Consider the following 23,215-nt stretch of genomic DNA (forward strand, 5'->3'; position numbering starts at 1 on the left):
CCCGGCGTCACTTGCGCTTTTTACTGCCCAGCAATGACCCCATCAAACCTCGCACCAACTCACGCCCTAAACGGTTGGCCGCCTGACGCATCACGTTTTTCATCGCCTGCCCGGCCAACCCACCCAGAAACTCTCCGGCCTTGTCGCTGAAACTCTCTTCCTGAGCACTTTTCGTGACATCCGCATTCTGCTGCTCAGGCGCGTCGACCTTGCGGGCGCTGAGCCTTTCATAGGCAGACTCTCTGTCCACCGGCTTGCCGTAACGATGACCCAGCGCGGACTGACTGATCAGACTGGCGCGCTCACTCTCGCTGAGCGGCCCGATACGCGATTGAGGCGGTGCAATCAGAACGCGCTGAACCATCGCCGGCGTGCCTTTATCCTGCAACGTGCCGACCAGCGCTTCACCGGTGCCCAGTTCGGTCAGCACACTCAAGGCATCGATATCAGGATTAGGCCGAAAACCGTCGGCCACGGCACGCAGCGATTTCTGCTCTTTGGCTGTAAACGCGCGCAGACCGTGCTGGATGCGCAAGCCGAGCTGGGCAAGCACCGCATCAGGCAAATCACCTGGCGACTGGGTCACGAAATAGACGCCCACACCTTTGGAGCGAATCAGGCGAACGACCTGCTCAAGCCGTTCCTGAAGTGCTTTCGGCGTGTCGGCAAACAGTAAATGGGCCTCATCGAAAAACAACGCCAGCAGCGGTTTGTCGGCATCGCCGCGCTCAGGCAACTGCTCGAACAATTCAGCCAGCAGCCACAGCAGAAAAGTCGCGTACACCTTCGGCGCTTCGTGAACCAGACGGCTGGCATCGAGCAGATGAATGCGCCCTCGTCCATCGCTGGCGGGCTGAAGAATGTCCTCAAGCTGTAGCGCGGGCTCACCAAACAAGGCTTCGGCGCCCTGCTGTTCCAGCACGGCCAGCCGACGCTGAAGGGCCTGGCTGGAACCGGTTGTCATCAGCGCACTGTCTTCGCCCAGCCATTGCGGGTTGTCACGCAAATGATTGAGCAGCGCTTTGAGGTCCTTGATATCGAGCAACAACAGACCTTCACGATCTGCCACCTTGAACGCCGCATACAGGGCCGCTTGCTGGCTGTCGGTCAATTCAAGCAAATTGCCGAGCAGTAACGGCCCCATTTCACTCAACGTGGTGCGCAATGGGTGACCAGACTTGCCGTCAATGTCCCACAACGTGACCGGATACCCTTGAGGGCTGTGCGCAAGCCAGGGCATGCCGGCTATGCGTTCGGCAATCTTGCCTTGCGGATTGCCGGCAGCTCCGAGCCCGCACAAGTCACCTTTGATATCAGCGGCAAAAACTGCGACGCCCGCATCGCTGAAAGCCTCGGCCAGGCGCTGCAGGGTGACAGTCTTGCCGGTGCCGGTCGCACCGGCGATCAGTCCGTGACGGTTGGCCAGGCGAAGCGCCTGAGAAACGGGTCGCCCGGCAGGGTCGGCACCCAGAACTATTTCCAGAGAGTCGCGCATCGTTCCTGCTTCTCCAAAAGGGATTCAGCACCAGCGCACTGCACCGCAGCTGAATGGTTTTACGCCGGGTCATCGCCCTGTGGCGTGGATGGCACTTCAGTTGATTGCTGCAACGTGCGCCACAGTTCTGCAGCACCGTCAAAATCGGCACCGTTTTCCGGGGTCAGCGCAGCGGGGTCATAACGGCTCAGACAGCCTTCGCCGAGGGTGGCGGGAGGTATCGAAACAGCTTTGTCGAGAGGGTCGGTCATCAGGCTGGCACCTTGCGCGTTGCGCCATCACCAACAGGGGAATGGCAGGCGCGCAATGGGCACGCCTGCATCAGAGATTAGTCGAACACCACTGTCTTGTTGTCATGCACCAGAACACGGTCTTCCAGGTGCGCACGCAGACCACGGGCCAGGACCATTTTTTCCACATCACGACCGAAACGCACCATGTTTTCGATGCTGTCACGATGGCTGACGCGTACCACGTCCTGCTCGATGATCGGACCGGCATCCAGCTCTTCGGTCACATAGTGACAGGTCGCACCGATCAGTTTGACGCCGCGCAGCGACGCCTGATGATAGGGCTTGGCACCTACGAAAGACGGCAGGAAACTGTGGTGAATGTTGATGACCTGATGGGCATATTCACGGCACAACTGCGGTGGCAGGATTTGCATGTAGCGCGCCAGAACCACCACGTCTGCCTGATGATGCCCTACCAGACGCGACACTTCGGCGAACGCCGGTTCCTTGTCTTTCGGGTCCACCGGAACATGGTAATAAGGAATGTCATGCCACTCGACCATGCTGCGCAGGTCCTGGTGGTTCGAGATCACGCAGGCGATATCGCAATCGAGTTCATCACTGTGCCAGCGGTGCAGCAAGTCCGCCAGGCAGTGCGATTCACGGCTGGCCATGAGCACGACGCGCTTCTTCTGCGCCGAGTCGGTGATGCGCCAGTCCATCGAAAACTCTTCGGCTATCGGCGTGAAGGCCTCGCGGAAACCGTCCAGATCAAAAGGCAGGGTGTCGGCACGAATCTCGTGACGCATGAAAAACCAGCCGCTGAGGTTGTCGGAATGATGACTCGCTTCGGTGATCCAGCCGTTATGGGACGCCAGAAAGTTACTGACTTTGGCAACGATGCCGACACGGTCCGGGCAAGCAATCACCAGACGAAAAGTGCGCATTGGGGGAAACTCCAGAACTTCGCAAAGCCGCTATTCTAGCGGCTGCGCAGGAAAACTGCAGTATCTCTGTTGCCTGAATGCACGCGCCGAAACGCACGGCCCCGGCGCGAAAGATTGCACCGTGCCACTATCGGTTTTTAGCGCGCCCGGCGCTAAACAAACCCTATATTAACAGGGGCTTTATGCGAGGTTCTTTTCAAGCGCACACGTCCCGCTTCTAGTTCAGGCGTCTGTAGGACGTGTGTATATTTCTAAATAATTCAAATAAAACTTTTATTTAATGTTTACTTGCCCATTTACAGTGACTATTATTGCCGCACTGTATCCCTGCAACCCTCACAACATAAGGTCCCCTCATGTCCCTGATCAACGAATACCGCGCCACAGAAGAAGCCATCAAAGAACTGCAAGCCCGTTTGAAGAATCTGTCGCAAGACGACAAACTGCAAACCGAGCTGGAATTCGAAGGCAAACTGCGCACGCTGATGGGCGAATATCAGAAATCGCTGCGTGACATCATTGCTTTGCTGGACCCGGACGCCAAGGTTAACAAGGCTCCACGTGGCGGCGCAGTTAAACCTGCCGGCACCAAACGCGCTCGCAAGGTCAAGCAATACAAGAACCCGCACAACGGTGAAGTCATCGAAACCAAAGGTGGCAACCACAAGACGCTGAAAGAATGGAAAGCCAAGTGGGGCAGCGATGACGTAGAAAGCTGGGCCACTCTGCTGGGCTAAGCTGCACACGGTCGCAATTCATCGCGATTGAAAAACGCCAGCTTGCTGGCGTTTTTTATTGCCCGCTATTTATAGCTGCAAACGCGCACTCAACAGTTGGGCGTAATCCTGCCACTGGCGTAACACATCCAGTTGATCGGGTGTGGCATTAAGCGACCGTTCAATCAGCGCTTTCGTAAAATCCTGTAGGGTATTGGGCGCACCCCACTCCGGATTGCGTAACCGCTCCTGGCAGAAATGCTGCCAGCGCTGCTGCTCTTCACGGCTCAAGGTGTGCGGAAAGTTGCGCGCTCGGTAGCGAAATAACAGTTCAGGCAAACGCGTATCGTCGAACGGCCAGACGTCACCCGCCAACCGCTCGGGGTCAGCGAGTCGTACTTGCTCGCACAGCCGACGATCCCGATCAGCGATAAATCCATCATATAACTGCTGTTCGGGATCTTCACTTGCAGCAAAGTCCTCCTTGCCGTACAGCGCCAACACTTTATCCTGCCAAACTTCACGACTTTCATTCAACGCGGCAGCACGTGACTGATAGCCCGCCATGTCCAGTTGCAGACGCTCTTGATCTTCGCTGCGCATCACGCCCATCGGCGCAATCACCGGGCAGCGATTTATATGAAGTAATTTGAGCGGCACTGGCAATTCGCCTTCGTTCAACGCCTCATGCCGGGTATATAGACGCTGCTTAAGTGTCGACGCGTCCTGATCCAACAAAGGCGAATGATCCAGGTGCAGATCACAGACGATCAGCGCATTGCGATTATGCGGGTGCCAGGCCAGCGGTAACACCACGCCCAGATAGTTGCGCGCCGCTGAAAAGCGTCCGGAGATATGCACCAATGGCTGCATCAGACGAATCTGGTCCAGAACTTTCTGCTTACTGCGCAGCGCGAACAGATAGTCGTAGAGCCTGGGCTGTTTCTCACGAATCAAACGTGCCAGCGCTATCGTTGCACGCACATCGGACAGCGCGTCATGCGCCTGTCCATGATCGATACCGTTGGCAGCCGTGAGGCGCTCCAGTTTAAGCGTTACCCGTCCGTCCTGTTCGGGCCAGACAATGCCCTCGGGGCGCAACGCATACGCTGCGCGCACTACATCGATCAGATCCCAGCGACTGTTACCGCCCTGCCATTCGCGCGCATAAGGGTCGAAAAAGTTGCGATAAAGGCTGTAACGGGTAACTTCATCATCGAAACGTAGCGTGTTGTAACCCGCGCCACAGGTGCCCGGCGCGGACAGTTCGGCGTGTACCCGGGTCATGAAGTCAGCTTCACTCAAGCCCTTTTCGGCCAGCAGGGTGGGCGTTATTCCGGTAATCAGGCACGCCGCAGGATGAGGCAGAATGTCATCACTGGGCTGACAATACAGATTGACCGGAGGCGCTATTTCGTTGAGATCGGCGTCGGTACGGATGCCAGCCATCTGTAACGCGCGATCATTGCGCGGGTTGATGCCGGTGGTTTCGTAGTCATACCAAAAAATGCTGGAAGTCACGGGCTGATCCTGAACAAAAGACCCTCCAAGTGTAGGGCGTCAAATACACCATTGGCTAATAGGGTAACGTCCGGCGCGCCGAGAAATCTTTTCTTACAGCTCGCGTATTGAATGGTTGGTTGCTTAGCACTGCGCAGGTGGCTAGCATCAGTTTTCGAATAACGTGCGCCCTCCAATAGTGCCATCCTCTCCAGCTTCGCCAGGGAATGCAGTGAACAGACCGCTGGATACACGCATCGAGATCGAGACCCCGGAAGGCATCGACATACTCCTTCGCCCCGCCGGCCTGGTTTCCCGCGCGCTGGCGTTCGGCATCGACCTGGCCATTCGGGCAGGCGTCATCGGCCTACTGTTCATGTTGCTACAGCTATTCGACAAGCTCGGAATGGGCCTCGCGGCCATTGCCATCTTTCTGGTCAACTGGTGGTACATGGTGCTGTTCGAAGTGCTGAATCAAGGCCGCACACCGGGCAAGCGAATGCTCGGGCTGCGGGTCGTGCACGACGACGGTACACCTGTCGACTGGTCGTCATCGGTCATACGCAACCTGCTGCGTTTCGTCGATATGCTGCCGCTGGGTTACAGCCTCGGGGCGATCAGTTGCCTGAACCATCCCTTGTTCAAGCGCCTCGGCGATCTGGCCGCCGGTACGCTGGTGATCTACAGCGACCGGCCTGCCCAGCGACCTGTGGTGCCGCCAGCCGAGCCGGTCATCGTGCCGTTCGCCCTGCGCCTGGACGAGCAGCGTGCAGTGCTGAGCCTCGCCGAACGCCAGGGCGAACTGTCCAGCGCCCGCGCTCAGGAACTGGCAGCGATTCTGGCTGAGCCATTGCGTATCCCGGCGGACCAGGCTGTGCTTCACGTGAACGGCATCGCCCGCAGCCTGCTGGGGCCGACATGAAGCAAAGCCAGTTCGAAAGCCGCCATGCCCCTGAATGGCAACACTTTGACCAGCGCCTTGATGCACTGGAGCGTGGCAAAGCCGACGCTGCCGCCAGCGAGACATTCCCCGGCGATTACCGGCGCATCTGTCAGCATCTGGCGCTGGCTCAAGAACGGGGTTACAGCAGCCACCTCATCGATCCGCTCCACCAGTTGGCAATGCGTGGACATCAGCAACTTTATCGCCACCGCAGCGCATCGAGTGCCCGTTTGCTGGGCTTCATTCTGGCGGGCTTCCCCAGACTGGTCCGCGCCGAATGGCGTTTCGTGCTGATCGCCAGCCTGCTGTTTTTCGGCAGCCTGATCGGCATGGGCCTGCTGGTCTACGGCTTTCCAGAGTTGATCTACAGCGTTGTCAGCCCGGAACAGCTCAGCGAGATGCAGAGCATGTATGACCCGTCGGCCAGCAGGATTGGCCAGGCGGCCGAACGCGCATCCGACGCCGACTGGATGATGTTCGGCTACTACATCATGAACAACATCGGCATTGCCTTTCAAACCTATGCCAGCGGTTTGCTGTTCGGCCTGGGCAGCCTGTTCTTCCTGCTGTTCAACGGTTTGATGATCGGCGCGGTGGCAGGGCATTTGACGGACATAGGCTACGGTCAGACATTCTGGTCGTTCGTTATCGGCCATGGCGCCTTCGAACTCACCGCCATTGCCCTGGCCGGGGCAGCCGGGCTCAAACTGGGCTGGGCCTTGCTGGCCCCGGGCAGGCTGACCCGCAGCGCGGCATTGCGCGCTGCCGCCAGCACCAGTGTGCAACTGATCGGCGGAGTGATTCTGTTTCTGTTGATCGCGGCCTTCATCGAAGCCTATTGGTCATCGATGACCTGGCCCGGCCCGGTGATCAAGTATCTGGTGGGCAGCCTGCTATGGGTGCTGGTGGCGGCCTACCTGACCCTGGCCGGACGGGTGACCCATGCGCCTGACTGAATCGAGCGTCGCCATTCGTCCTCGCTCGCCTTGGGAAGCCATCGATCTCGGCGTGCTGCTGGCCGGTCGGCATCGCGGTTTGCTGATGGGCAGCTGGGCAATCGTGACGCTGCCCTTTTTCTGCCTGCTCAGCCTGCTGCTCTGGGAATATCCTTCGGCGGTCATTTTCCTGTTCTGGTGGTTGAAGCCTGCGTTCGAGCGCCTGCCGCTGCTTATCTTGTCCCAGTCGCTGTTCGGCGCAACACCCACGCTCAGGCAAGCCCTCAAAGCCTGGCCGGGCACCTTGAAAAGCCAGCTTCTACCCAGCCTGCTATGGCGGCGCCTGAGCCTGAGCCGCAGCTTTCAATTACCGGTGCAACAACTCGAACACCTGGACGGCACCGAACGCGCCATACGTATCGGTCTGCTCAGTCAAAAAGACCTGCGCGCCGCGCGGATGCTCACGGTCGTGGGCGCCCACTTGGAATATTCACTGTGGATCGGCCTGCTGATTCTGCTCTACGCACTGATCCCTCAGCAGGTGCAGGTCGACTGGCACTGGATGAACCTGCTGGGTCTTGAAAGCCCGCAACTGTGGATCGATCACTTGACCAACCTGTTTTATGCGCTGGCGCTGGTGCTCTGGGAGCCCGTATATGTCGCCTGCGGCTTCACCCTTTACCTCAACCGCCGCACCGTCCTTGAAGCATGGGATATCGAACTGGTTTTCAGACGCTTGCGCCAGCGTCTGATCGGCAGCGCTTATGTGCTGTTGATCGGCGTCGGGCTGGGCCTGTCGATAGCCCCGGTCCCGGCATGGGCCGATCCGCAGGAATACAGTTGCCCGTTGCCCGACGGCAGCGAGGCCCACGCGACGCCGTCTCTGGCTGCGCCCGACACCCCACGCCTGACGCGTCAGACACTCACCAGCGACGCGTCCCGACACAAGATAAACGAGGTGCTGCAACAGCCTCCGTTCAAGAACCTCAAGACTGAAACCGGCTGGCGCTTCCCGGAAAAAAAACAGCCAGGCAAACCGAACGGTCGGGAACATCACGATCAAGCATGGCTGATCAAATGGCTCGACAGGCTGATGCTGGCAACCCACGGCATCGCCCGTTTCGTCGAAGTGCTGCTATGGGCAGCAGTGCTGGGTCTGACCGGCTTGCTGATCTGGCGTTATCGGCGATGGGTCACAACCTTCGTCAGCCGTGGCACCGGCAGGAAAAAAGCCGCAAAGCCGCGTCCCGAGCAGCTTTTCGGTCTGCAGGTGAGCGCCGAAAGTCTGCCGGACGACGTTGCCGGGCAGGCCGAGCAGCTCTGGAACAGCCAGCCTCGTGAGGCTTTGGGCTTGCTGTACCGCGCACTGCTCAGCCGCTTGCTGACCGACTACCGACTGCCGTTGAAAAACGCCGACACCGAAGGCCAGGTTCTGCAGCGCATAGCGTCGCTGAACCAGCCGCTGTTGAGCGAATTCAGTCAAACCCTGACCCGCCACTGGCAAGCACTCGCCTACGGCCATCGCCTGCCACCTGCGCACTTGCGGCAGGAACTCTGTGATGGCTGGCGTCGCCTGTTCGGTTCGGCGGCAAAATCATGAGCCGCCGTAGCGCAGTTGCCATCGGCATACTGATCGGCGTGCTGGTCGTGGCGCTGCTGACCGCTGCGGGGATTTACCTGAGCAGCCATCTGGAGCGCTACGAGAAAACAGTCGATCATGGACCTGCACCCGAGGCGAAGGCTAACCCGTGGCTGGCCGCCGAACAGTTTTTGCGAGGACTGTCGGTACCGGTCAGCACCACCGACACGCTGGTTCAGTTGCCCGATCCACGCCAGGGCACGCAAACACTTTTGCTGCTCAACGACCGGACGAATATGACGCCTGCACAAACCCAGCGTCTGCTGGACTGGGCAGAATCCGGCGGGCACTTGCTGTTCGTCGCCCAGCAACTCTGGGATGAACGAAAAGGCCGCAGCGGAGACTTGCTGCTCGACAGGTTGCAGATTCATCAATACCTCACCCGAGACATCAACGCGAAGGACCGGCAACTGGACGACGCCCAGCCCATGCCGCCCATTCCACTGGCGAAACCCGCCCCGCCGCACAAAAAAGTGCCTTGGCCCGAACTGACCCGCCTGTATCTGGAAAACGAAAGCGCACCGGCTTACATGAGTTTCACGCCAGCGTTTCATCTGGAAGACCCGGAAGACAATGCCCAGTCCTGGGCGAACAGTGCCGACGCTACGCACCTGATGCAGCTCAGCCGTGGCGATGGCATGATCACGGTGATCACCGACGCCGACCTGTGGAAAACCCGCTCGATCGGCAAATATGATAACGCCTGGCTGCTCTGGTACCTGACTCAAGGCAGCGAAGTGACCATGGTGCTGCAAACCGAGCATGACAACTTGTCGAGCGTGTTGCTGCGCAACTTCCCTCAGGCGCTGCTGGCACTGGCGCTGCTGATTGCCTTCGGCCTGTGGCATGTCGGACTGCGCGAAGGCCCGTTACAGCGCCCCGCTTCCCTGGCGCGCCGTCAGCTGACCGAGCACCTGCGCGCCAGCGCCGAGTTTCTGCGCCGACGCACCGGTCAGCAAACCCTGATCAAAAGCCTGCAACAGGACGTCCTGCGCCGCGCCCGTCAGGTCCATCCCGGTTTCGAACAACTGGTTGTAGCCGAACAATGGCAGGTGCTCTCGCGTCTGACGCGCCAACCCACCAGCGCCATCAGCGACGCCCTGCGCCCAAGGCCGGCGCAACGCCTCTCACACAGCGAATTCACCCGTCAGGTGGCCCACCTGCAAACCCTCAGGAATGCCTTATGATCTGGCGCTCGGAAAGCGTTAGATTCCTGCCACAGTGAAATCAAAACCTTAGAAGCTCGCAGGTTTTGGTACTGAGCAGTGGATATCTGTTGAGTGCAGGAGACGGCAGATGGAGCTTGTGCGGGCTACTGAGGATTTCTTAATTGCCGGGCAGCCCTATGCGGAGTTCCCTACTCTGCTTTGGGACTCAATGGAGAGTTGCGTCCCGGTTAGCCAATTCCTTCGTCATTAAATGCTTCGCGGCGCCATCAGTTCCAGGCGTTCGCGGCCCAACACTGGACGAGCGCTTTACGACTTCTTCAGCTTTCCTGGAGCCCATGGGATTGATTGGCGTGACGTGGATCCTGGTGAGGCCAAAGGTCTTGTGGCAGTTTATCGAAATTACTGTTTAGTGACCTGCGAACTGGCGCCGAACACCAATCGCCAACGCCTGATATTAAAGTAGCTTCTGTCAGCGAAAACCTATTTTTTTGAGGACTTGCCAGGCTTCAAATCGGAATTATTTCCTTGCGTCCCTGCCCTGCCATGCACGCCCATCCAAGCTCCAGCGTCGCCGCTTCTCATCATCTTCTTTCGGTGGTGTCGATGCCATATCCTGCTATATAGGCTGAAGCAGGCAGTAGCGGATGAGGGCTTGTTCAACACTTTGTTTTCCACCCATTACAAGCACCACGACGATGACGGTAATACCATCTGAATCCCTCACTTCGTAAAAGATCCGGTATCCGTCAGCGTTCAACTCACGATAGTGCAGTACGCCCAGCTCACTCAATTGAGGACTGACCGGGTAGCACAACGGGGTGGTTATCGCGATGAGCGAGCTGCTGGACTGAACGCCTGAAGAACGCCTGTTTGCACAGGCGCTCTTCAGGCATCGTACGCGGACGGCGTGTCAGCTCAGTTGCACGTCTTTCATCGCCGGGATGTAACCGTAGTCATATTCTTCCTGCACGAACGAGCGGTCCCCCTTCAACAGGATTCTCACCGTCGGTGCTTCGGTGCCGCCGATACGATAATCCTCACCGTAGGTGGGCACGCTGTCGATAAATGAAGTCACCAGACCGTTCGGCATGACGCAGTGGGAATACGTCTGGAAAGGCTGCTCGGGCGGATTGCCGAGCACCAGGCCGGAAGCGTTCANGGCGGAAGTATTTCCCACTCGTCACCACTGAGATCTTTTGCGACCGCCAGACCGATACAACCTACCTGAAATCTAGCCCCTCCCACGTCTTCATGACCTGGTGGCACAGGGCCCAGTTCGACACTCCCTACTGTGTGCGAGCCGCGTTCACCGGCGACGTTGCCTTCAAACACCATGTACAACTTGCCATCATGGGGGTCAATGAACGGGCTGGGGTCGCGAAAGTTCCAGCTCGAGTTCTGCGCTTCGGTTTGATAATAGGTACCGTCGGCCTCGAACAGTTTTTTGACCTGGGTAAAGTCTTTCAACTCCACGCCCTGATCGGACGTCACAATACGGCCACGTACTTTGGCGATCGCTGCGCCGGGCGTGACGCAGGTGTAATAGAGATCAATATCGCCTTTGTCATTCAACAGTATGGGTGTGCCCGCCCACTCTCGAGTGGTGGGCGATACCCCCTCGGCCATTACACGACCACCAAAGATCCAGTCCTTGCCGGTACGCGAGTACCAGTAGCACATGCGTGCGCGGCCATGACGATCTTCCCAGTCACGCTTGATGTCATAACGGCCATTGGCGTCGAGATATTCCGGATCATTGGGGTGACGGTCAGCCGTCAGGGTCAGGATGACCGACCAGCCGTTGACCGAAACCACCGTGCCATCCAGCTCGCGCAGCGGCATGGTGTCCCAGATGAATACCGTATCACTCATGACCGGAAAGTCCGGACTGACCAGTGGCTGCGTCGTGGTCGGGTCATTTTCATTGACCTTCAGCGCATCGGCGCGGGACCAGACAGTAGGTGGGTATTTGATGTTATCTACGAGAGGACTATTTTTGAGCTGGCTTACAGCAGAGCTGCTAGTGGACATAATTGATACCTTTAGATAGTTGTGAGAGGCAGCAGCGACGCTGCTGTACCTCTGTCGCTCAAAGGCGATAACTCAAGGCTCACGGCCTTCACATGATTCAACGTCCCGCAGCGGGAGCACTTGATCTGGAGTTCGGTGTAGTCACCGATGCGGGCCAGCAGCTTCTTGCACTGCCCGCATCGATAGTCTTTCAACATTTGCAATGGTCTCCTTGTGCTTCGCCCAATGAAAAACCCCGCCGAGGCGGGGTTTGGAGGGGATCGCAATTTACCGGTTGGCGCTGTTGGAAAGCCCGTATCCGGCGGCTGCCCTGAGGCGCAAATCGCATATCGTGGTACCTTTTTACCCCCCTCCGGAAAGGCTGGAAAGGGGCAGTTTCGGGGTAGGTCGAGTTTGGCCGGAGTTCAACACGAGTTCGACCACAGTTGCGCAATTGACACGGATAAACGGTACGAGACAGCGCTTTCATTGAGGGAGCAGACCCAACACCAATGCCTGGAGTTGCTCGGTATCCAGCTCCATTTCAGAACCATGGCGAATGTCGGGCCAGTGACTTGGCCGGACGCATACCGGGGTTTCTCGATGTAGCGAATATCTCCGAGGCGCCCACTCTGACACCACTAACAAGGTATCATTTTGAGGTTGGAGATCCTTAGGTAGCGGGGAAAGACTCGCCCGTTGAGCAGGTAAAAACCTGAAAAATAGTTAGATTAGGTAAGTATCTGATTAATGACAGATAAAACAGATTTAACGGTTAGCAAGGCTCCGGAACTTATGACCAATCAAACGCCCGAACACCCTGCCAGCGCCGACCCTGTCGCCGAGCCCGTCACGGAACCGGTCAGCCCGACGAGTACTGCAAGCAGTCAGGCGCAGCAGCGTCAGCGCGCCAGTCAGCTTGCTCAGGCGTTGCGCACTGAACTGCAAAAAGCGGTCATCGGGCAGAATATGGTCATTGAAGACGTGCTGACTGCGCTGATCGGCGGCGGGCATGTATTGCTCGAAGGCGTACCGGGGCTGGGCAAGACGCTGTTGGTCAGGGCGCTGGCCAGTTGCATCGGCTGCGACTTCGCACGTATCCAGTTCACGCCGGACCTGATGCCCGGCGATGTCACCGGCCACGCTGTATATGACATGCAGACCGAGCAGTTCAAGCTGCGCAAGGGGCCACTGTTCACCAATCTGTTATTGGCCGATGAAATCAACCGTGCCCCGGCCAAGACGCAGGCCGCACTGCTGGAAGCCATGCAAGAGCGGCAGGTCACCCTTGAAGGACGAGCCTTGCCCATTGCGCAGCCGTTCATGGTGCTGGCGACTCAGAATCCTATTGAGCAGGAAGGCACCTACCCGCTGCCGGAAGCGGAGCTGGATCGCTTCATGCTCAAGCTGCGCATGGATTACCCCGAAGCCCGGGAAGAGCTGGACATGGTGCGCCAGGTCACTCGCTCGTCGCGCGCCGACATGCTGGATGTGAAGCCGCTCAGGGTCATCATGCAGGCCCGTGAAGTTCAGGTCCTGCAACGTATTGCCAGCGAGCTGCCGCTCGACGAACAAGTGCTGGATTATGCCGTCAGGCTGGCGCGCAGCACGCGAACCTGGCCCGGCCTGAGCCAGGGCGCCGGACCGCGAGCGTCGATTGCGCTGGTGCGTGGCGGACGGGCGCGCGCTTTGCTGCGCGGTGGCGAATTCGTGACGCCGGATGATATCAAGGGTTGTGCGCTGGCCGTGTTGCGGCACCGGGTACGCCTGTCGCCAGAGCTGGACATCGAAGGTCTGTCGGTGGATCAGGTGCTCAGGCAGATCCTCGATCAGGTTCCGGCGCCGCGCCTGTGAAACAGACCCTGCGGCCGTCGGTGACGCTGCTCCGCTGGCTCGGAGGGCTGACGTGTGCCGCGTTGCTGCTCGGCACACTGCATGCGCTGGGCATCGACTATCCGGCACAGCTCGACAGCCTGTATGGGGGCGCTTTACTGGTGCTGACGATTGCCGGCCTGCTCGACGCCTTCTGGCTGATTCGCCAGGCCTCGCCGCAGGTGCAGCGTTATCTTCCGGGAAGCCTGGCGCTGGATCGCTGGAACGAGGCTCGGCTCGACGTCGAGCAGCACGGTTCCAGGCCGCTGACGATACGCGTTTTCGACCACCTGCCTCATGGTCTGGAATGGGAAAACCTGCCGCAATCCCTCACGCTGCTGCCGGGCGAAAAAGGCCAGCTCGGCTATCGGCTGCGCCCGACGAGCCGGGGGCATTTTGTGTTCGAGCGCTGTGAAATCAGCCTGCCCGGACGTTTGCGGCTGTGGACCACCCGACGCTATCTGGCTTTGCACAGCACAACCCGCGTCTACCCGGATTTCGCTCGTCTCTATGGCGGGCAACTGCTGGCGGTGGACAACTGGATCAGCCAGTTGGGTGTGCGGCAGTTGCAACGTCGCGGGCTGGGTATGGAATTCAATCAGTTACGCGAATTTCGCGAAGGCGACAGCCTGCGCCAGATCGACTGGAAAGCCACCGCGCGTCAACGCACCCCCATCGCTCGCGAGTATCAGGATGAGCGCGATCAGCAAATCGTCTTCATGCTCGATTGCGGACGCCGTATGCGCAGCCAGGACGGCGAGCTGTCGCATTTCGATCACGCACTCAATGCCTGCCTGCTGTTGAGCTATGTCGCGTTGCGCCAGGGCGACTCGGTAGGCCTGGCGACTTTTGCTGGCGATGAGGACCGCTACCTGTCGCCCGTCAAAGGCTCGGGGCAACTCAACCTGCTGCTCAATACGGTCTATGACTTGCAGACCACCCGGCGTCCGGCCGATTACAGCGCAGCCGTCCGTCAACTGATGATCCGACACAAAAGACGCTCGCTGATCGTACTGGTCACCAACTTGCGCGACGAAGACGACGACGAACTTCTGGCTGCGGTCAGGCAGCTGAGCCGCCAGCATCGGGTGCTGGTTGCCAGTCTGAGAGAGGAAGTGCTCGACAGCCTGCGCCATTCGCCGGTACAAACCTATGATCAGGCGCTCGACTACTGTGGGACGATGAGTTTCCTCAATGCCCGGGCGGCGCTTCATGAGCGGATGAGTGCCCAGGGCGTGGCGATCATGGATGCGCGTCCAAGGGAACTGGGTCCGCAATTGATCACCCGCTATTTGAGCTGGAAAAAGGCAGGAACACTATAAGGCAGGAACGTTAACAGGCAGGACCTGTGCGGCTTGAACCGCAAGGTCCGCCAGGGTCAGGCAGACGCCTCGTAAGACGGATAAAACGAGAAGTAGCGGCGCAGCATCTGGATGAAGTCGAGGTATTCGGTCGAAACCTGAGACAGCTCAAAGCCAGAGTCATAGCCGCCGGGCGTTTCGTCCTCGTGACACCAGAGGCACAAGGCTTTTACATTGATGACATCAGCGCCCCTTGCATCGGGCATTTTCAATACAAGGTCAAACCGGGCACCCACCAGCATCGGCAGGTCACTGATAAGCATCAGTCCATCTTCGGATACGTTACCCAGGCAACCCATAGGTTTGCCCGTATGACAATTGAAAACCTGAAGATAATCATGCAATTGGTGCCGTTCTATTCTTCGCTCTTTATACATGGCAGGCCGCCTTCGGAAACCACTGGGCGTGGTTACGTAAAACTGCATGTTCGCCACAGCCACTCCAGACACCGAGCTGCAGAGATTCCTTTGATACAGAGTTTTACAACTCCTCTATCCCTCATGAGACAGACTAGCCCAGTTTTTTCCGAAATCCACCCGATTACGATACATTCCACCCAATTGGATGTAATTATTTTGAAACGGGACTGCGCGGAGCAGGCATTACTCTGACGGGCTGGGCCTGGGGGTAGTGACCGAGCTGCGCCAGCGTGTCGAGTCTGGCCCGTGCGCGGTAAGCATATTCACTTTGTGGGTACTGCGTTAGAAGGAATTGGTAGGTCTGTGCAGCATCCACATACAATTTCTGACGCTCCAGGCACTGCGCGCGCAGCATCGAAACCTCTGGCTGCACATAACGCCGCTCACGGCTCTGGCGCTCGACCTTGGACAAATCGAGCATCACGCGATCGCAATCGCCTTCCTGATAAGCGCGGTAGGCATGATCCAGGTTGGAATTCATTGCCCAGCGATTGCAGCCGCCGAGCGCAATCAGTAATACAACAATCGTTACAATACGCATGGGAGTCTCCTGTTCTCTGCGCTTTATCGGCTCGCCAGCCGGTTTCTACAGGCCAATCGGGCACCGATCGTCAGCCGCTTGCCCGGCCCGTCCGTAGCGCGGCAGTGCAAAGGAACAATGACTAAAGATCCAGAGAGGAGTAGCCTCTCGCTGCGCTTCAATCAAGGAGTTTGTGCATGACCGTACGCCGCACCAAAATCGTCGCCACACTTGGCCCTGCCAGCAACTCGCCGGAAATCATCGAGCAACTGATCCTCTCGGGTCTGGACGTTGCCCGTCTGAATTTCTCCCACGGTACCCCGGATGAGCACAAGGCTCGCGCCAAACTGATCCGTGAGATTGCCGCCAGACACGGGCGCTTCGTCGCTCTGCTGGGTGACCTGCAGGGTCCGAAAATCCGTATTGCGAAGTTCACCGACAAACGAATCGAGCTGAAGGTCGGTGACAAGTTCACCTTCTCCACTGCTCATCCGCTGACCAGTGGCAACCAGCAAATCGTGGGTATCGACTACCCGGATCTGGTCAAGGATTGCGGCGTAGGCGACGAGCTGCTGCTCGACGACGGTCGCGTGGTCATGCGCGTCGACACCCAGACCGCACACGAGCTGCACTGCACGGTGCTGATCGGCGGTCCGCTGTCCGACCATAAAGGCATCAACCGTCGCGGTGGCGGTCTGACGGCTCCGGCGCTGACCGAGAAAGACAAGCAGGACATCAAGCTCGCTGCCGAAATGGATCTGGACTACCTGGCCGTTTCCTTTCCGCGCGATGCCGCTGATATGGAGTATGCCCGCCAGTTGCGTGACGAATCCGGTGGCACCGCCTGGCTGGTCGCCAAGATCGAACGGGCTGAAGCCGTCGCCAACGACGAAGTGCTTGATGCACTGATCCGCGCCAGCGATGCCGTCATGGTTGCCCGTGGCGACCTGGGTGTCGAAATCGGCGACGCCGAACTGGTCGGTGTTCAGAAACGCATCATTCTGCACGCACGTCGCCACAACAAGGCGGTGATCGTCGCGACGCAAATGATGGAGTCGATGATCTCCAGCCCCATGCCGACCCGCGCCGAAGTGTCCGACGTGGCCAACGCCGTGCTCGATTACACCGACGCCGTCATGCTCTCGGCAGAAAGCGCTGCGGGTTCTTACCCGGTTGAAGCCGTACAGGCCATGGCACGTATCTGCGTCGGCGCTGAAAAGCACCCGACCGGCAAAACGTCCAGCCACCGTATCGGCCACTCTTTCACGCGTTGCGATGAAAGCATCGCGCTGGCCGCCATGTACACTGCCAACCACTTCCCTGGCGTGAAGGCGATCATCGCACTGACCGAAAGCGGCTACACCCCGCTGATCATGTCGCGCATTCGCTCCTCGGTGCCGATCTACGCGTTCTCCCCGCACCGTGGCACTCAGGCGCGCGCGGCGATGTTCCGTGGCGTCTACACCGTGCCGTTCGACCCGGCAAACCTGCCGCCAGGTCAGGTCAGCCAGGCCGCCGTCGACGAACTGCTCAAGCGCGGACTGGTCGAGCAAGGCGACTGGGTCATCCTGACCAAGGGTGACAGCTACCACACCATCGGCGGCACCAACGGCATGAAAATCCTGCACGTTGGCGACCCATTGGTCTGATAGCACAGCACTGCAAGCCAAGGCCCCGTCTCGCAAGAGTCGGGGCCTTTTTTGTCAACGGCCGATTATCGTGCCGACGTTCTGCACGCCGCCTTCTTTCACTCCCGCGCCACAAACACATCCGCCAGCAATTGATTACGCGGTAGCCCGGCCAGATACAGCCGCTTGGCAAACATCTCGACGCTGTCGGCACTGCCACACAACAGCGCCATGGCATGCCGCGACAACAGGCGCAGCTCGGCCAGGGTTGTCTGTAGTGTCTGCGCGGTGATCAGTTGAACCAGCAGCTGTGGATAACGCTCAGCCAAGGCCTGTAACTCGTCAGCCAGGTAATGTTCCTGACTGTCACGAGCCAGATGAATCAGGCGAATACTGCCTTGATGCTCCTGACGCAACGCCTCGCGCAGGACACCCCATAAAGGCCCGAGACCGGTGCCGGCTGCCAACAGCAGCAACGGCTTGTCCTGCCAGTCAGGGTCATAGCGCAGCGCCCCGCCACGCAGTTCGCCGAGCCGCATGGGGTCACCGATCTGCAACTGGCGGGCGGCATCACGGAATGCACCGGACAAACCACAATCGATATGAAACTCCAGAAACGCATCCTCGCCCGGAAGACTGGCCAGCGAGTAGGGTCGTGCAATGCCACTCTCCGTCCACAACACCTGATGCTGCCCGGCGCTGTACCGCAGCGGGCGTACCGGTTCGAGCCGCAAGCGCAACACCGTGGGGCCAAGCCAGTCGCAGCCGACAACCTTCGCGGGCAAACCGTGGCGTTGCGGATCGAACACTTCGACCGTCAGGTCTTCGACCACTCGGCACTGGCAGGCAAGGCGCCAGCCCTGCTGACGCTTTTCAGCGGGCAAGGCTTCGGGCAACCCGTCGTCAGGCTCACCTTTTACACAGCGCACCAGACACGCATGACAACTGCCGGCACGACAACTGTAAGGAACCGGCACACCGACATGGTTAAGGGCGTCGAGCAGATTGCCGGCCGATGGCACCGACCAGCTACGCTCACCCACATGCAATTGAGGCATTCAGACGCCCTGTGCAGAAAATAACCGTGATTGTACAGACTGGCCTGTCGGGCGGGTTATACTGCCGCGCCTTTTTGCGCCCGCTTCGGCCCACTGACAGCTCTGGTCCAAGCCGCAGTTCCAGACTGCCGCCGATAGCGTATTTGAATGTTCCCGTCCTTACAGAGGAGCGCGCCGCATGACCGTGATCAAGCAAGACGACCTGATTCAGAGCGTTGCAGACGCCCTGCAGTTCATATCCTATTACCACCCCGTGGATTTCATCCAGGCCATGCACGAGGCGTATCTGCGTGAAGAGTCGCCTGCCGCCCGCGACTCCATCGCCCAGATCCTGATCAACTCGCGCATGTGCGCGACCGGTCATCGCCCGATCTGTCAGGACACCGGCATCGTCACCGTTTTCGTGCGCGTCGGTATGGACGTTCGCTGGGACGGCGCCACCATGGGCCTGGACGACATGATCAACGAAGGTGTGCGTCGCGCCTACAACCTGCCTGAAAACGTCCTGCGCGCTTCGATCCTCGCCGACCCGGCAGGCGCTCGCAAAAACACCAAGGACAATACCCCGGCGGTCATCCACTACTCCATCGTCCCGGGTAACACCGTGGAAGTGGATGTCGCAGCGAAAGGCGGCGGTTCGGAAAACAAATCGAAGATGGCGATGCTCAACCCGTCCGATTCGATCGTCGACTGGGTGCTGAAAACCGTGCCGACCATGGGCGCTGGCTGGTGCCCGCCGGGCATGCTCGGCATCGGCATCGGCGGCACGGCTGAAAAAGCCGCCGTCATGGCCAAGGAAGTGTTGATGGAATCCATCGACATTCATGAGCTGAAAGCCCGCGGCCCGCAAAACCGTATCGATGAGATGCGTCTGGAGCTGTTCGAGAAGGTCAACCAGCTGGGCATCGGTGCTCAGGGCCTTGGCGGTCTGACCACCGTGCTCGACGTCAAGATCATGGATTACCCGACCCACGCTGCCTCGCTGCCGGTGTGCATGATCCCCAACTGCGCCGCCACCCGTCACGCCCACTTCGTACTCGACGGCTCCGGCCCTGCTTCGCTAGAAGCACCGCCGCTGGATGCCTACCCGGAAATCGTCTGGGAAGCCGGCCCGTCGGCCCGCCGTGTCGATCTCGACACCCTGACGCCGGAAGACGTGCAAAGCTGGAAGCCGGGCGAAACCGTGCTGCTCAACGGCAAGATGCTCACCGGTCGCGACGCTGCGCACAAACGCATGGTCGAGATGCTCAACAAGGGCGAAACCCTGCCGGTGGACCTGAAAGGTCGCTTCATCTACTACGTTGGCCCGGTTGATCCGGTACGCGAAGAAGTCGTCGGCCCTGCTGGCCCGACCACAGCTACGCGGATGGACAAATTCACCCGCCAGATCCTCGACCAGACCGGCCTGCTGGGCATGATCGGCAAATCCGAACGCGGCCCGACCGCCATCGAAGCCATTCGTGAGCACAAGGCGGTGTACCTGATGGCCGTTGGCGGCGCTGCTTATCTTGTGGCTCAGGCGATCAAGAAATCCAGAGTCGTAGCCTTCGCCGAGCTGGGCATGGAAGCGATCTACGAGTTCGAGGTCAAGGACATGCCGGTGACCGTTGCCGTAGACAGCACCGGTGAATCGGTACACATCACCGGCCCGCAGATCTGGCAGAAAAAGATCAGCGACAGTCTGGCGGTGGAAGTGCAGTAAGCATTAGCCTGTCAAGTAGCGAGTTCGGTTGGCATGACGGACTCGCCATCGCTCACGGCATAAGTAACGCCATCCTGAAATCGCGAAGAGACTTTAGTTATATTGAATGCAAGCGTACCTTTACAGAGTTCTTTTCAAAAAAAGCCACACTGGCTGAATTTTTAATTGCCTCTTGAAAATCCAGGCCCCTCTCAAAATCCAGAAACTCCATTGACTTCCATTCAATAGGCGCGTGGGACTGCCATTCGATATAGCTAGAAAACTCAGACGTTCGCCCACCAGCCTGTTGTCCGTTTATGCACTGGAAGAGCACTCCCCATGTATCTAGAAGCATGTCACGTATCAGGGGAAATACATTCCGCGACGACGCCAGATTATTTAGGCCAGCACCCGAAAGCATACTATCTGACCCCGTAAAGGTCATATAAGATCTTGCTTCTTCCATTAAATGGAAAGCAGCACGGCCATACATAGGAGCACCACCAACCGTGCGTTCATCCCTGGTGATTTGAAGAGCACCGTAAGTAGGCCGGTGGTACTCTTTATAGTTTTGCTTCCCTGACACTGCTGATTTACGGGTCAACTCAGATGTTGAGCGCTTATATTCAAACATCTGATTTTCAGCCTGATCCCTCCCTTTCGTAGCAGCACTTTCCTCTTTTAAGTTATGCCAAACGTTCACTATTCCTTCGCCCTCCAACGTTCCAAGCTTTTCTGGTGATAGGTTGAACGTCATTGGGGCCGCCTCAAGAACTGCGCTTGCCGCCTCTAAAATCTCACCCACGCTTCCTGCATAAGACGCGCCCAAACGCGTCTTTAATGAATCGATGGCTTGCTCTTTATCCTTCGCTTTCTTCTCCATTATTTTGGGTTGAAGGTAGGTATCAAAGTGCAGTTTGCTCGCTTCAACAACCCGATTGGCAGCATTACTACGCTCACCAACAAACCCATCGATATCGACGAAAACTGTTGGAGCATTCCCGACAAAACAATACAGATTCAACCCATCCACAGCCCCCCCCGGGTCCGGACTTATCCACCGCTGCAACCACGGCGCGTAATACCTGAACCCGTAATAATAAAGCCCGCTGGCATCGCGCTCTTTACCAGAATAACGCACTGTCTTGTACTTGGCCTCCACTGCACTACGCGCCGCCCACCAGGCCGTACCGCCGAACGGATAATAACTTTCCTGGCTGATCAGGCCGCCTTGCTGATCAAGCTCCAGCGTGCTCGAGCCCAGATGATCACCCAGGCTGTAACGCACCTGATCGTTCGCAATAGAGCCCGGTTTTCCAGCCTCCCAGTGCAATACCCGCACGCTGTGGCGACCGGCCTGAGCCGTAACGACATGAAGGATTTCGCCATCGGCTGTGGTCCGGATTTCCAGTCCCGGCAGGTAGCGCACTTCGCTGACGAGGGTACGCCCCGAGGCCTGCGAACGCGTGATCTTGCTGCAGCGCTGGCCCTGGCCGTCGTATACATAGCGCTCTTCATCATTCGGTCCGTCTTCACGTTGCACGGTAGTTATTTGCCGCAACTGATTACGCACATCCCAGCTCATGGTCTGCCCACGCACGAGTTGCAACAGGTTGCCGTTGGCGTCGAAACTCGTGGCGAAATTCACTTCCCCGTCATCGTCGGGCAGGCTGCGATTGCTGTCCGGGGCGACGTGCATGTTGCGGGTGAAGTTATGAGCGCCTTCGTGGCGCATTTGCAGCAGATTACCCGCAGTGTCGTAGCTGTAACTTTGTTTGTAATTGCTGATCTGACAAGGATCAAGTGCTGGAATAGATTGCAGACCGGGCAACGCCGGACCATGGCTGGCCCCGTTTCTGACTTCACGGCCACTGGCTTCGATCAGTTGATACAGCGTGTCGTAGCGGTAACGATTTATCGGTTCGATAAGCTCGTTGCCGCAGTATCGGTCTGGTTGGGAGGTATCGTTGATGAGCACGACATTACCCACCGGGTCATAACAGTAATTCAGCCTTTGCAACACAGAGCCATCAGCAGATACAGCGCAGAGTTGAGTCAGTCGACCGTCCTGTTGATCATAGGAATAATGACTGACGACGCCATTACTCGCTGTTTCCCGTTCGACCTGATCAAAAGCGTTGTAGTGAATTTCGCTAACCAGCGTTTGCGGTTGTGTGGCGCCGGCCAACGCCACGTCAACGGCACCCGGTTGTCCGGCCACAGTATGGCTGAATTCCTGTGAGTTGTTTCTGGCGTCCATCTGCCTGGTTGTTTCGCCAAGCGCATTGAACGTCATTCGGTTTATGAACACTTCACTTTCCAGCACAGCATCGCGATCAGGCTCTGCGAGCGGCCAGTCTGGTGTCTCCTGTGAGTTCAGAAACCGCCGACTTTCGATCAGGACTGTGCCGAGCACGCCATAGTCCGACAGAAGACGCGAGCCCGCTGTGTCGTCGTGGCGAACCAGTTGATTGCACTGGTTACGCTCAGCAGCGGCAGGTCCGCCATAAGTGAAGCGCTCGGCAATTCGGCCGGCCTCGTTGTGCGACACAGGGCGCAACAGCCCGTCGTATTCGATCTGGCGCTGGTTGTCACGTCCATCCCGGCTGTCGACTGGCTGCCCTGCTTCACCGTTCAGGCTCACCCGCCAACCTGAATCGACGCTTTTCGATAGCAGCAAAGCCCCGGACAAGCTGAAGATTTGCATCAGGTTCACAGGCGCGCAGACGTATTTCAAACCGCTGAAAAGACGTGGATCGCGACAGGCAATCAGTCGCCCGGCCTTGTCGAAATATTGCTGCGTCACTCTGGCTTCAACAGGTTGCCCATCAGCGCCACGATAGAAATGCACATTGCGTACAGGCAGGCCCCGTGGATCGCTAACCGACAATTGCGGCGTGTTGGTGTGCATGCCCGGGTTCTTCGCTTTCATCCTTGAAATTCCTGCCACCCGTTAGTGATACCCATCAACCATAACATCAGGCGAACGGACGCATGTGGTTCGCTCAAGAACCAATAGGCATAACCTCCGAGCAGTCAATCGCTAATGAATATACCTTCAGCATCGGGCACGAAGACTTTGTTTTAAA

The 23,215-nt window shown here is 58.3% G+C and carries 18 protein-coding genes and 2 pseudogenes; 9 read left to right on the plus strand and 11 right to left on the minus strand.

Features of this window, described 5'->3' with window-relative positions; all coding sequences use genetic code 11:
• Positions 1–7 precede the first annotated feature (7 nt).
• The 3 genes from ABJ99_RS17035 to purU form a co-directional block, all read right to left on the minus strand.
• Positions 8–1,495 carry a helicase HerA-like domain-containing protein gene (locus ABJ99_RS17035; protein WP_054086818.1) on the minus strand — a complete coding sequence of 496 codons (1,488 nt, stop codon included), beginning with the start codon at positions 1,493–1,495 and terminating at the stop codon, positions 8–10.
• Positions 1,496–1,554: 59 nt separating this feature from the next.
• Positions 1,555–1,746, minus strand: coding sequence for a hypothetical protein (locus ABJ99_RS17040; RefSeq protein WP_054086819.1), 192 nt, complete (start codon positions 1,744–1,746; stop codon positions 1,555–1,557).
• 77 nt (positions 1,747–1,823) lie between these two features.
• Positions 1,824–2,675, minus strand: coding sequence for a formyltetrahydrofolate deformylase (gene purU / locus ABJ99_RS17045; protein ID WP_003363851.1), 852 nt, complete (start codon positions 2,673–2,675; stop codon positions 1,824–1,826).
• A gap of 356 nt (positions 2,676–3,031) precedes the next feature.
• Between purU and mvaT the strand changes: the two genes are divergently transcribed.
• A complete protein-coding gene (gene mvaT, locus ABJ99_RS17050; RefSeq protein ID WP_002554971.1) occupies positions 3,032–3,412 on the plus strand; it encodes a histone-like nucleoid-structuring protein MvaT in 381 nt (126 codons plus the stop codon).
• A gap of 69 nt (positions 3,413–3,481) precedes the next feature.
• Here mvaT and sbcB read toward each other — a convergent pair whose 3' ends face one another.
• The gene (gene sbcB / locus ABJ99_RS17055) at positions 3,482–4,912 is read right to left on the minus strand and encodes an exodeoxyribonuclease I (protein ID WP_054086820.1); all 1,431 of its coding nucleotides are present in this window, start codon (positions 4,910–4,912) and stop codon (positions 3,482–3,484) included.
• A gap of 178 nt (positions 4,913–5,090) precedes the next feature.
• Between sbcB and ABJ99_RS17065 the strand changes: the two genes are divergently transcribed.
• Genes ABJ99_RS17065 through ABJ99_RS17080 form a run of 4 tightly spaced genes read left to right on the plus strand, consistent with a single transcriptional unit; the run spans position 5,091 to position 9,595 of the window.
• Positions 5,091–5,813 (plus strand): RDD family protein, encoded by a 723-nt coding sequence (locus ABJ99_RS17065; protein ID WP_054086821.1) that lies wholly within the window; start codon positions 5,091–5,093, stop codon positions 5,811–5,813.
• On the plus strand, positions 5,810–6,790 hold the full coding sequence (locus tag ABJ99_RS17070) for a stage II sporulation protein M (protein WP_054086855.1): 981 nt from the start codon (positions 5,810–5,812) through the stop codon (positions 6,788–6,790). The genes ABJ99_RS17065 and ABJ99_RS17070 overlap by 4 nt, the downstream gene beginning before the upstream one ends.
• The gene (locus ABJ99_RS17075; RefSeq protein ID WP_054086822.1) at positions 6,777–8,369 is read left to right on the plus strand and encodes a DUF4129 domain-containing protein; all 1,593 of its coding nucleotides are present in this window, start codon (positions 6,777–6,779) and stop codon (positions 8,367–8,369) included. Before ABJ99_RS17070 ends, ABJ99_RS17075 begins: the two co-directional genes overlap by 14 nt.
• A complete protein-coding gene (locus ABJ99_RS17080; protein ID WP_054086823.1) occupies positions 8,366–9,595 on the plus strand; it encodes a DUF4350 domain-containing protein in 1,230 nt (409 codons plus the stop codon). Before ABJ99_RS17075 ends, ABJ99_RS17080 begins: the two co-directional genes overlap by 4 nt.
• Positions 9,596–10,193: 598 nt before the next feature.
• On the opposite strand, the pseudogene ABJ99_RS27350 reads toward ABJ99_RS17080, so the two are convergent.
• The 3 genes and pseudogenes from ABJ99_RS27350 to ABJ99_RS17090 form a co-directional block, all read right to left on the minus strand.
• A pseudogene (locus tag ABJ99_RS27350) lies at positions 10,194–10,400 on the minus strand (type II toxin-antitoxin system RelE/ParE family toxin); the annotation flags it as partial.
• Between the two features lie 87 nt (positions 10,401–10,487).
• Positions 10,488–11,608, minus strand: a pseudogene (locus ABJ99_RS17085) (glycoside hydrolase family 68 protein).
• An 11-nt stretch (positions 11,609–11,619) separates the two neighbouring features.
• Entirely contained in the window at positions 11,620–11,805 is a 186-nt protein-coding gene (locus tag ABJ99_RS17090; protein WP_054086824.1) for a Com family DNA-binding transcriptional regulator, read from the minus strand.
• A gap of 577 nt (positions 11,806–12,382) precedes the next feature.
• On the opposite strand from ABJ99_RS17090, the gene ABJ99_RS17100 reads away from it, so the two are divergent.
• A complete protein-coding gene (locus tag ABJ99_RS17100; RefSeq protein ID WP_054086826.1) occupies positions 12,383–13,441 on the plus strand; it encodes an AAA family ATPase in 1,059 nt (352 codons plus the stop codon).
• Entirely contained in the window at positions 13,438–14,781 is a 1,344-nt protein-coding gene (locus ABJ99_RS17105) for a DUF58 domain-containing protein (RefSeq protein WP_054086827.1), read from the plus strand. Before ABJ99_RS17100 ends, ABJ99_RS17105 begins: the two co-directional genes overlap by 4 nt.
• Before the next feature lie 56 nt (positions 14,782–14,837).
• On the opposite strand, the gene ABJ99_RS17110 is transcribed toward ABJ99_RS17105, so the two are convergent.
• Positions 14,838–15,197: a PilZ domain-containing protein gene (locus ABJ99_RS17110; RefSeq protein WP_054086828.1), complete on the minus strand. Its 360-nt coding sequence runs from the start codon at positions 15,195–15,197 to the stop codon at positions 14,838–14,840.
• Between the two features lie 193 nt (positions 15,198–15,390).
• Positions 15,391–15,780: a tetratricopeptide repeat protein gene (locus tag ABJ99_RS17115; protein WP_007248885.1), complete on the minus strand. Its 390-nt coding sequence runs from the start codon at positions 15,778–15,780 to the stop codon at positions 15,391–15,393.
• A gap of 176 nt (positions 15,781–15,956) precedes the next feature.
• Here ABJ99_RS17115 and pyk point away from each other — a divergent pair, with 176 nt between their 5' ends.
• A complete protein-coding gene (gene pyk / locus ABJ99_RS17120; RefSeq protein ID WP_007248886.1) occupies positions 15,957–17,408 on the plus strand; it encodes a pyruvate kinase in 1,452 nt (483 codons plus the stop codon).
• 98 nt (positions 17,409–17,506) lie between these two features.
• On the opposite strand, the gene ABJ99_RS17125 is transcribed toward pyk, so the two are convergent.
• The gene (locus tag ABJ99_RS17125; RefSeq protein ID WP_054086829.1) at positions 17,507–18,445 is read right to left on the minus strand and encodes an iron-sulfur-binding ferredoxin reductase; all 939 of its coding nucleotides are present in this window, start codon (positions 18,443–18,445) and stop codon (positions 17,507–17,509) included.
• 178 nt (positions 18,446–18,623) lie between these two features.
• On the opposite strand from ABJ99_RS17125, the gene ABJ99_RS17130 reads away from it, so the two are divergent.
• Complete coding sequence (locus ABJ99_RS17130; protein WP_054086830.1) at positions 18,624–20,147, plus strand: fumarate hydratase; 1,524 nt, start codon at positions 18,624–18,626, stop codon at positions 20,145–20,147.
• Positions 20,148–20,244: 97 nt separating this feature from the next.
• Here the strand turns inward: ABJ99_RS17130 and ABJ99_RS17135 are convergent, their stop codons facing one another.
• On the minus strand, positions 20,245–23,058 hold the full coding sequence (locus ABJ99_RS17135) for an RHS repeat domain-containing protein (RefSeq protein WP_054086831.1): 2,814 nt from the start codon (positions 23,056–23,058) through the stop codon (positions 20,245–20,247).
• Positions 23,059–23,215: the final 157 nt, after the last annotated feature.

Source organism: Pseudomonas syringae pv. cilantro (assembly GCF_001293775.1).
GTDB lineage: Bacteria > Pseudomonadota > Gammaproteobacteria > Pseudomonadales > Pseudomonadaceae > Aquipseudomonas > Aquipseudomonas syringae_P.

What these genes read in the sequence shown, in the direction of transcription:
- ABJ99_RS17035 (WP_054086818.1), bottom strand. Translation starts at nt 1,495, where the DNA reads ATGCGCGACTCTCTGGAAATAGTTCTGGGTGCCGACCCTGCCGGGCGA.
- ABJ99_RS17040 (WP_054086819.1), bottom strand. Translation starts at nt 1,746, where the DNA reads ATGACCGACCCTCTCGACAAAGCTGTTTCGATACCTCCCGCCACCCTC.
- purU (WP_003363851.1), bottom strand. Translation starts at nt 2,675, where the DNA reads ATGCGCACTTTTCGTCTGGTGATTGCTTGCCCGGACCGTGTCGGCATC.
- mvaT (WP_002554971.1), top strand. Translation starts at nt 3,032, where the DNA reads ATGTCCCTGATCAACGAATACCGCGCCACAGAAGAAGCCATCAAAGAA.
- ABJ99_RS17070 (WP_054086855.1), top strand. Translation starts at nt 5,810, where the DNA reads ATGAAGCAAAGCCAGTTCGAAAGCCGCCATGCCCCTGAATGGCAACAC.
- ABJ99_RS17075 (WP_054086822.1), top strand. Translation starts at nt 6,777, where the DNA reads ATGCGCCTGACTGAATCGAGCGTCGCCATTCGTCCTCGCTCGCCTTGG.
- ABJ99_RS17080 (WP_054086823.1), top strand. Translation starts at nt 8,366, where the DNA reads ATGAGCCGCCGTAGCGCAGTTGCCATCGGCATACTGATCGGCGTGCTG.
- ABJ99_RS17090 (WP_054086824.1), bottom strand. Translation starts at nt 11,805, where the DNA reads ATGTTGAAAGACTATCGATGCGGGCAGTGCAAGAAGCTGCTGGCCCGC.
- ABJ99_RS17100 (WP_054086826.1), top strand. Translation starts at nt 12,383, where the DNA reads ATGACCAATCAAACGCCCGAACACCCTGCCAGCGCCGACCCTGTCGCC.
- ABJ99_RS17110 (WP_054086828.1), bottom strand. Translation starts at nt 15,197, where the DNA reads ATGTATAAAGAGCGAAGAATAGAACGGCACCAATTGCATGATTATCTT.
- ABJ99_RS17115 (WP_007248885.1), bottom strand. Translation starts at nt 15,780, where the DNA reads ATGCGTATTGTAACGATTGTTGTATTACTGATTGCGCTCGGCGGCTGC.
- pyk (WP_007248886.1), top strand. Translation starts at nt 15,957, where the DNA reads ATGACCGTACGCCGCACCAAAATCGTCGCCACACTTGGCCCTGCCAGC.
- ABJ99_RS17125 (WP_054086829.1), bottom strand. Translation starts at nt 18,445, where the DNA reads ATGCCTCAATTGCATGTGGGTGAGCGTAGCTGGTCGGTGCCATCGGCC.
- ABJ99_RS17130 (WP_054086830.1), top strand. Translation starts at nt 18,624, where the DNA reads ATGACCGTGATCAAGCAAGACGACCTGATTCAGAGCGTTGCAGACGCC.
- ABJ99_RS17135 (WP_054086831.1), bottom strand. Translation starts at nt 23,058, where the DNA reads ATGAAAGCGAAGAACCCGGGCATGCACACCAACACGCCGCAATTGTCG.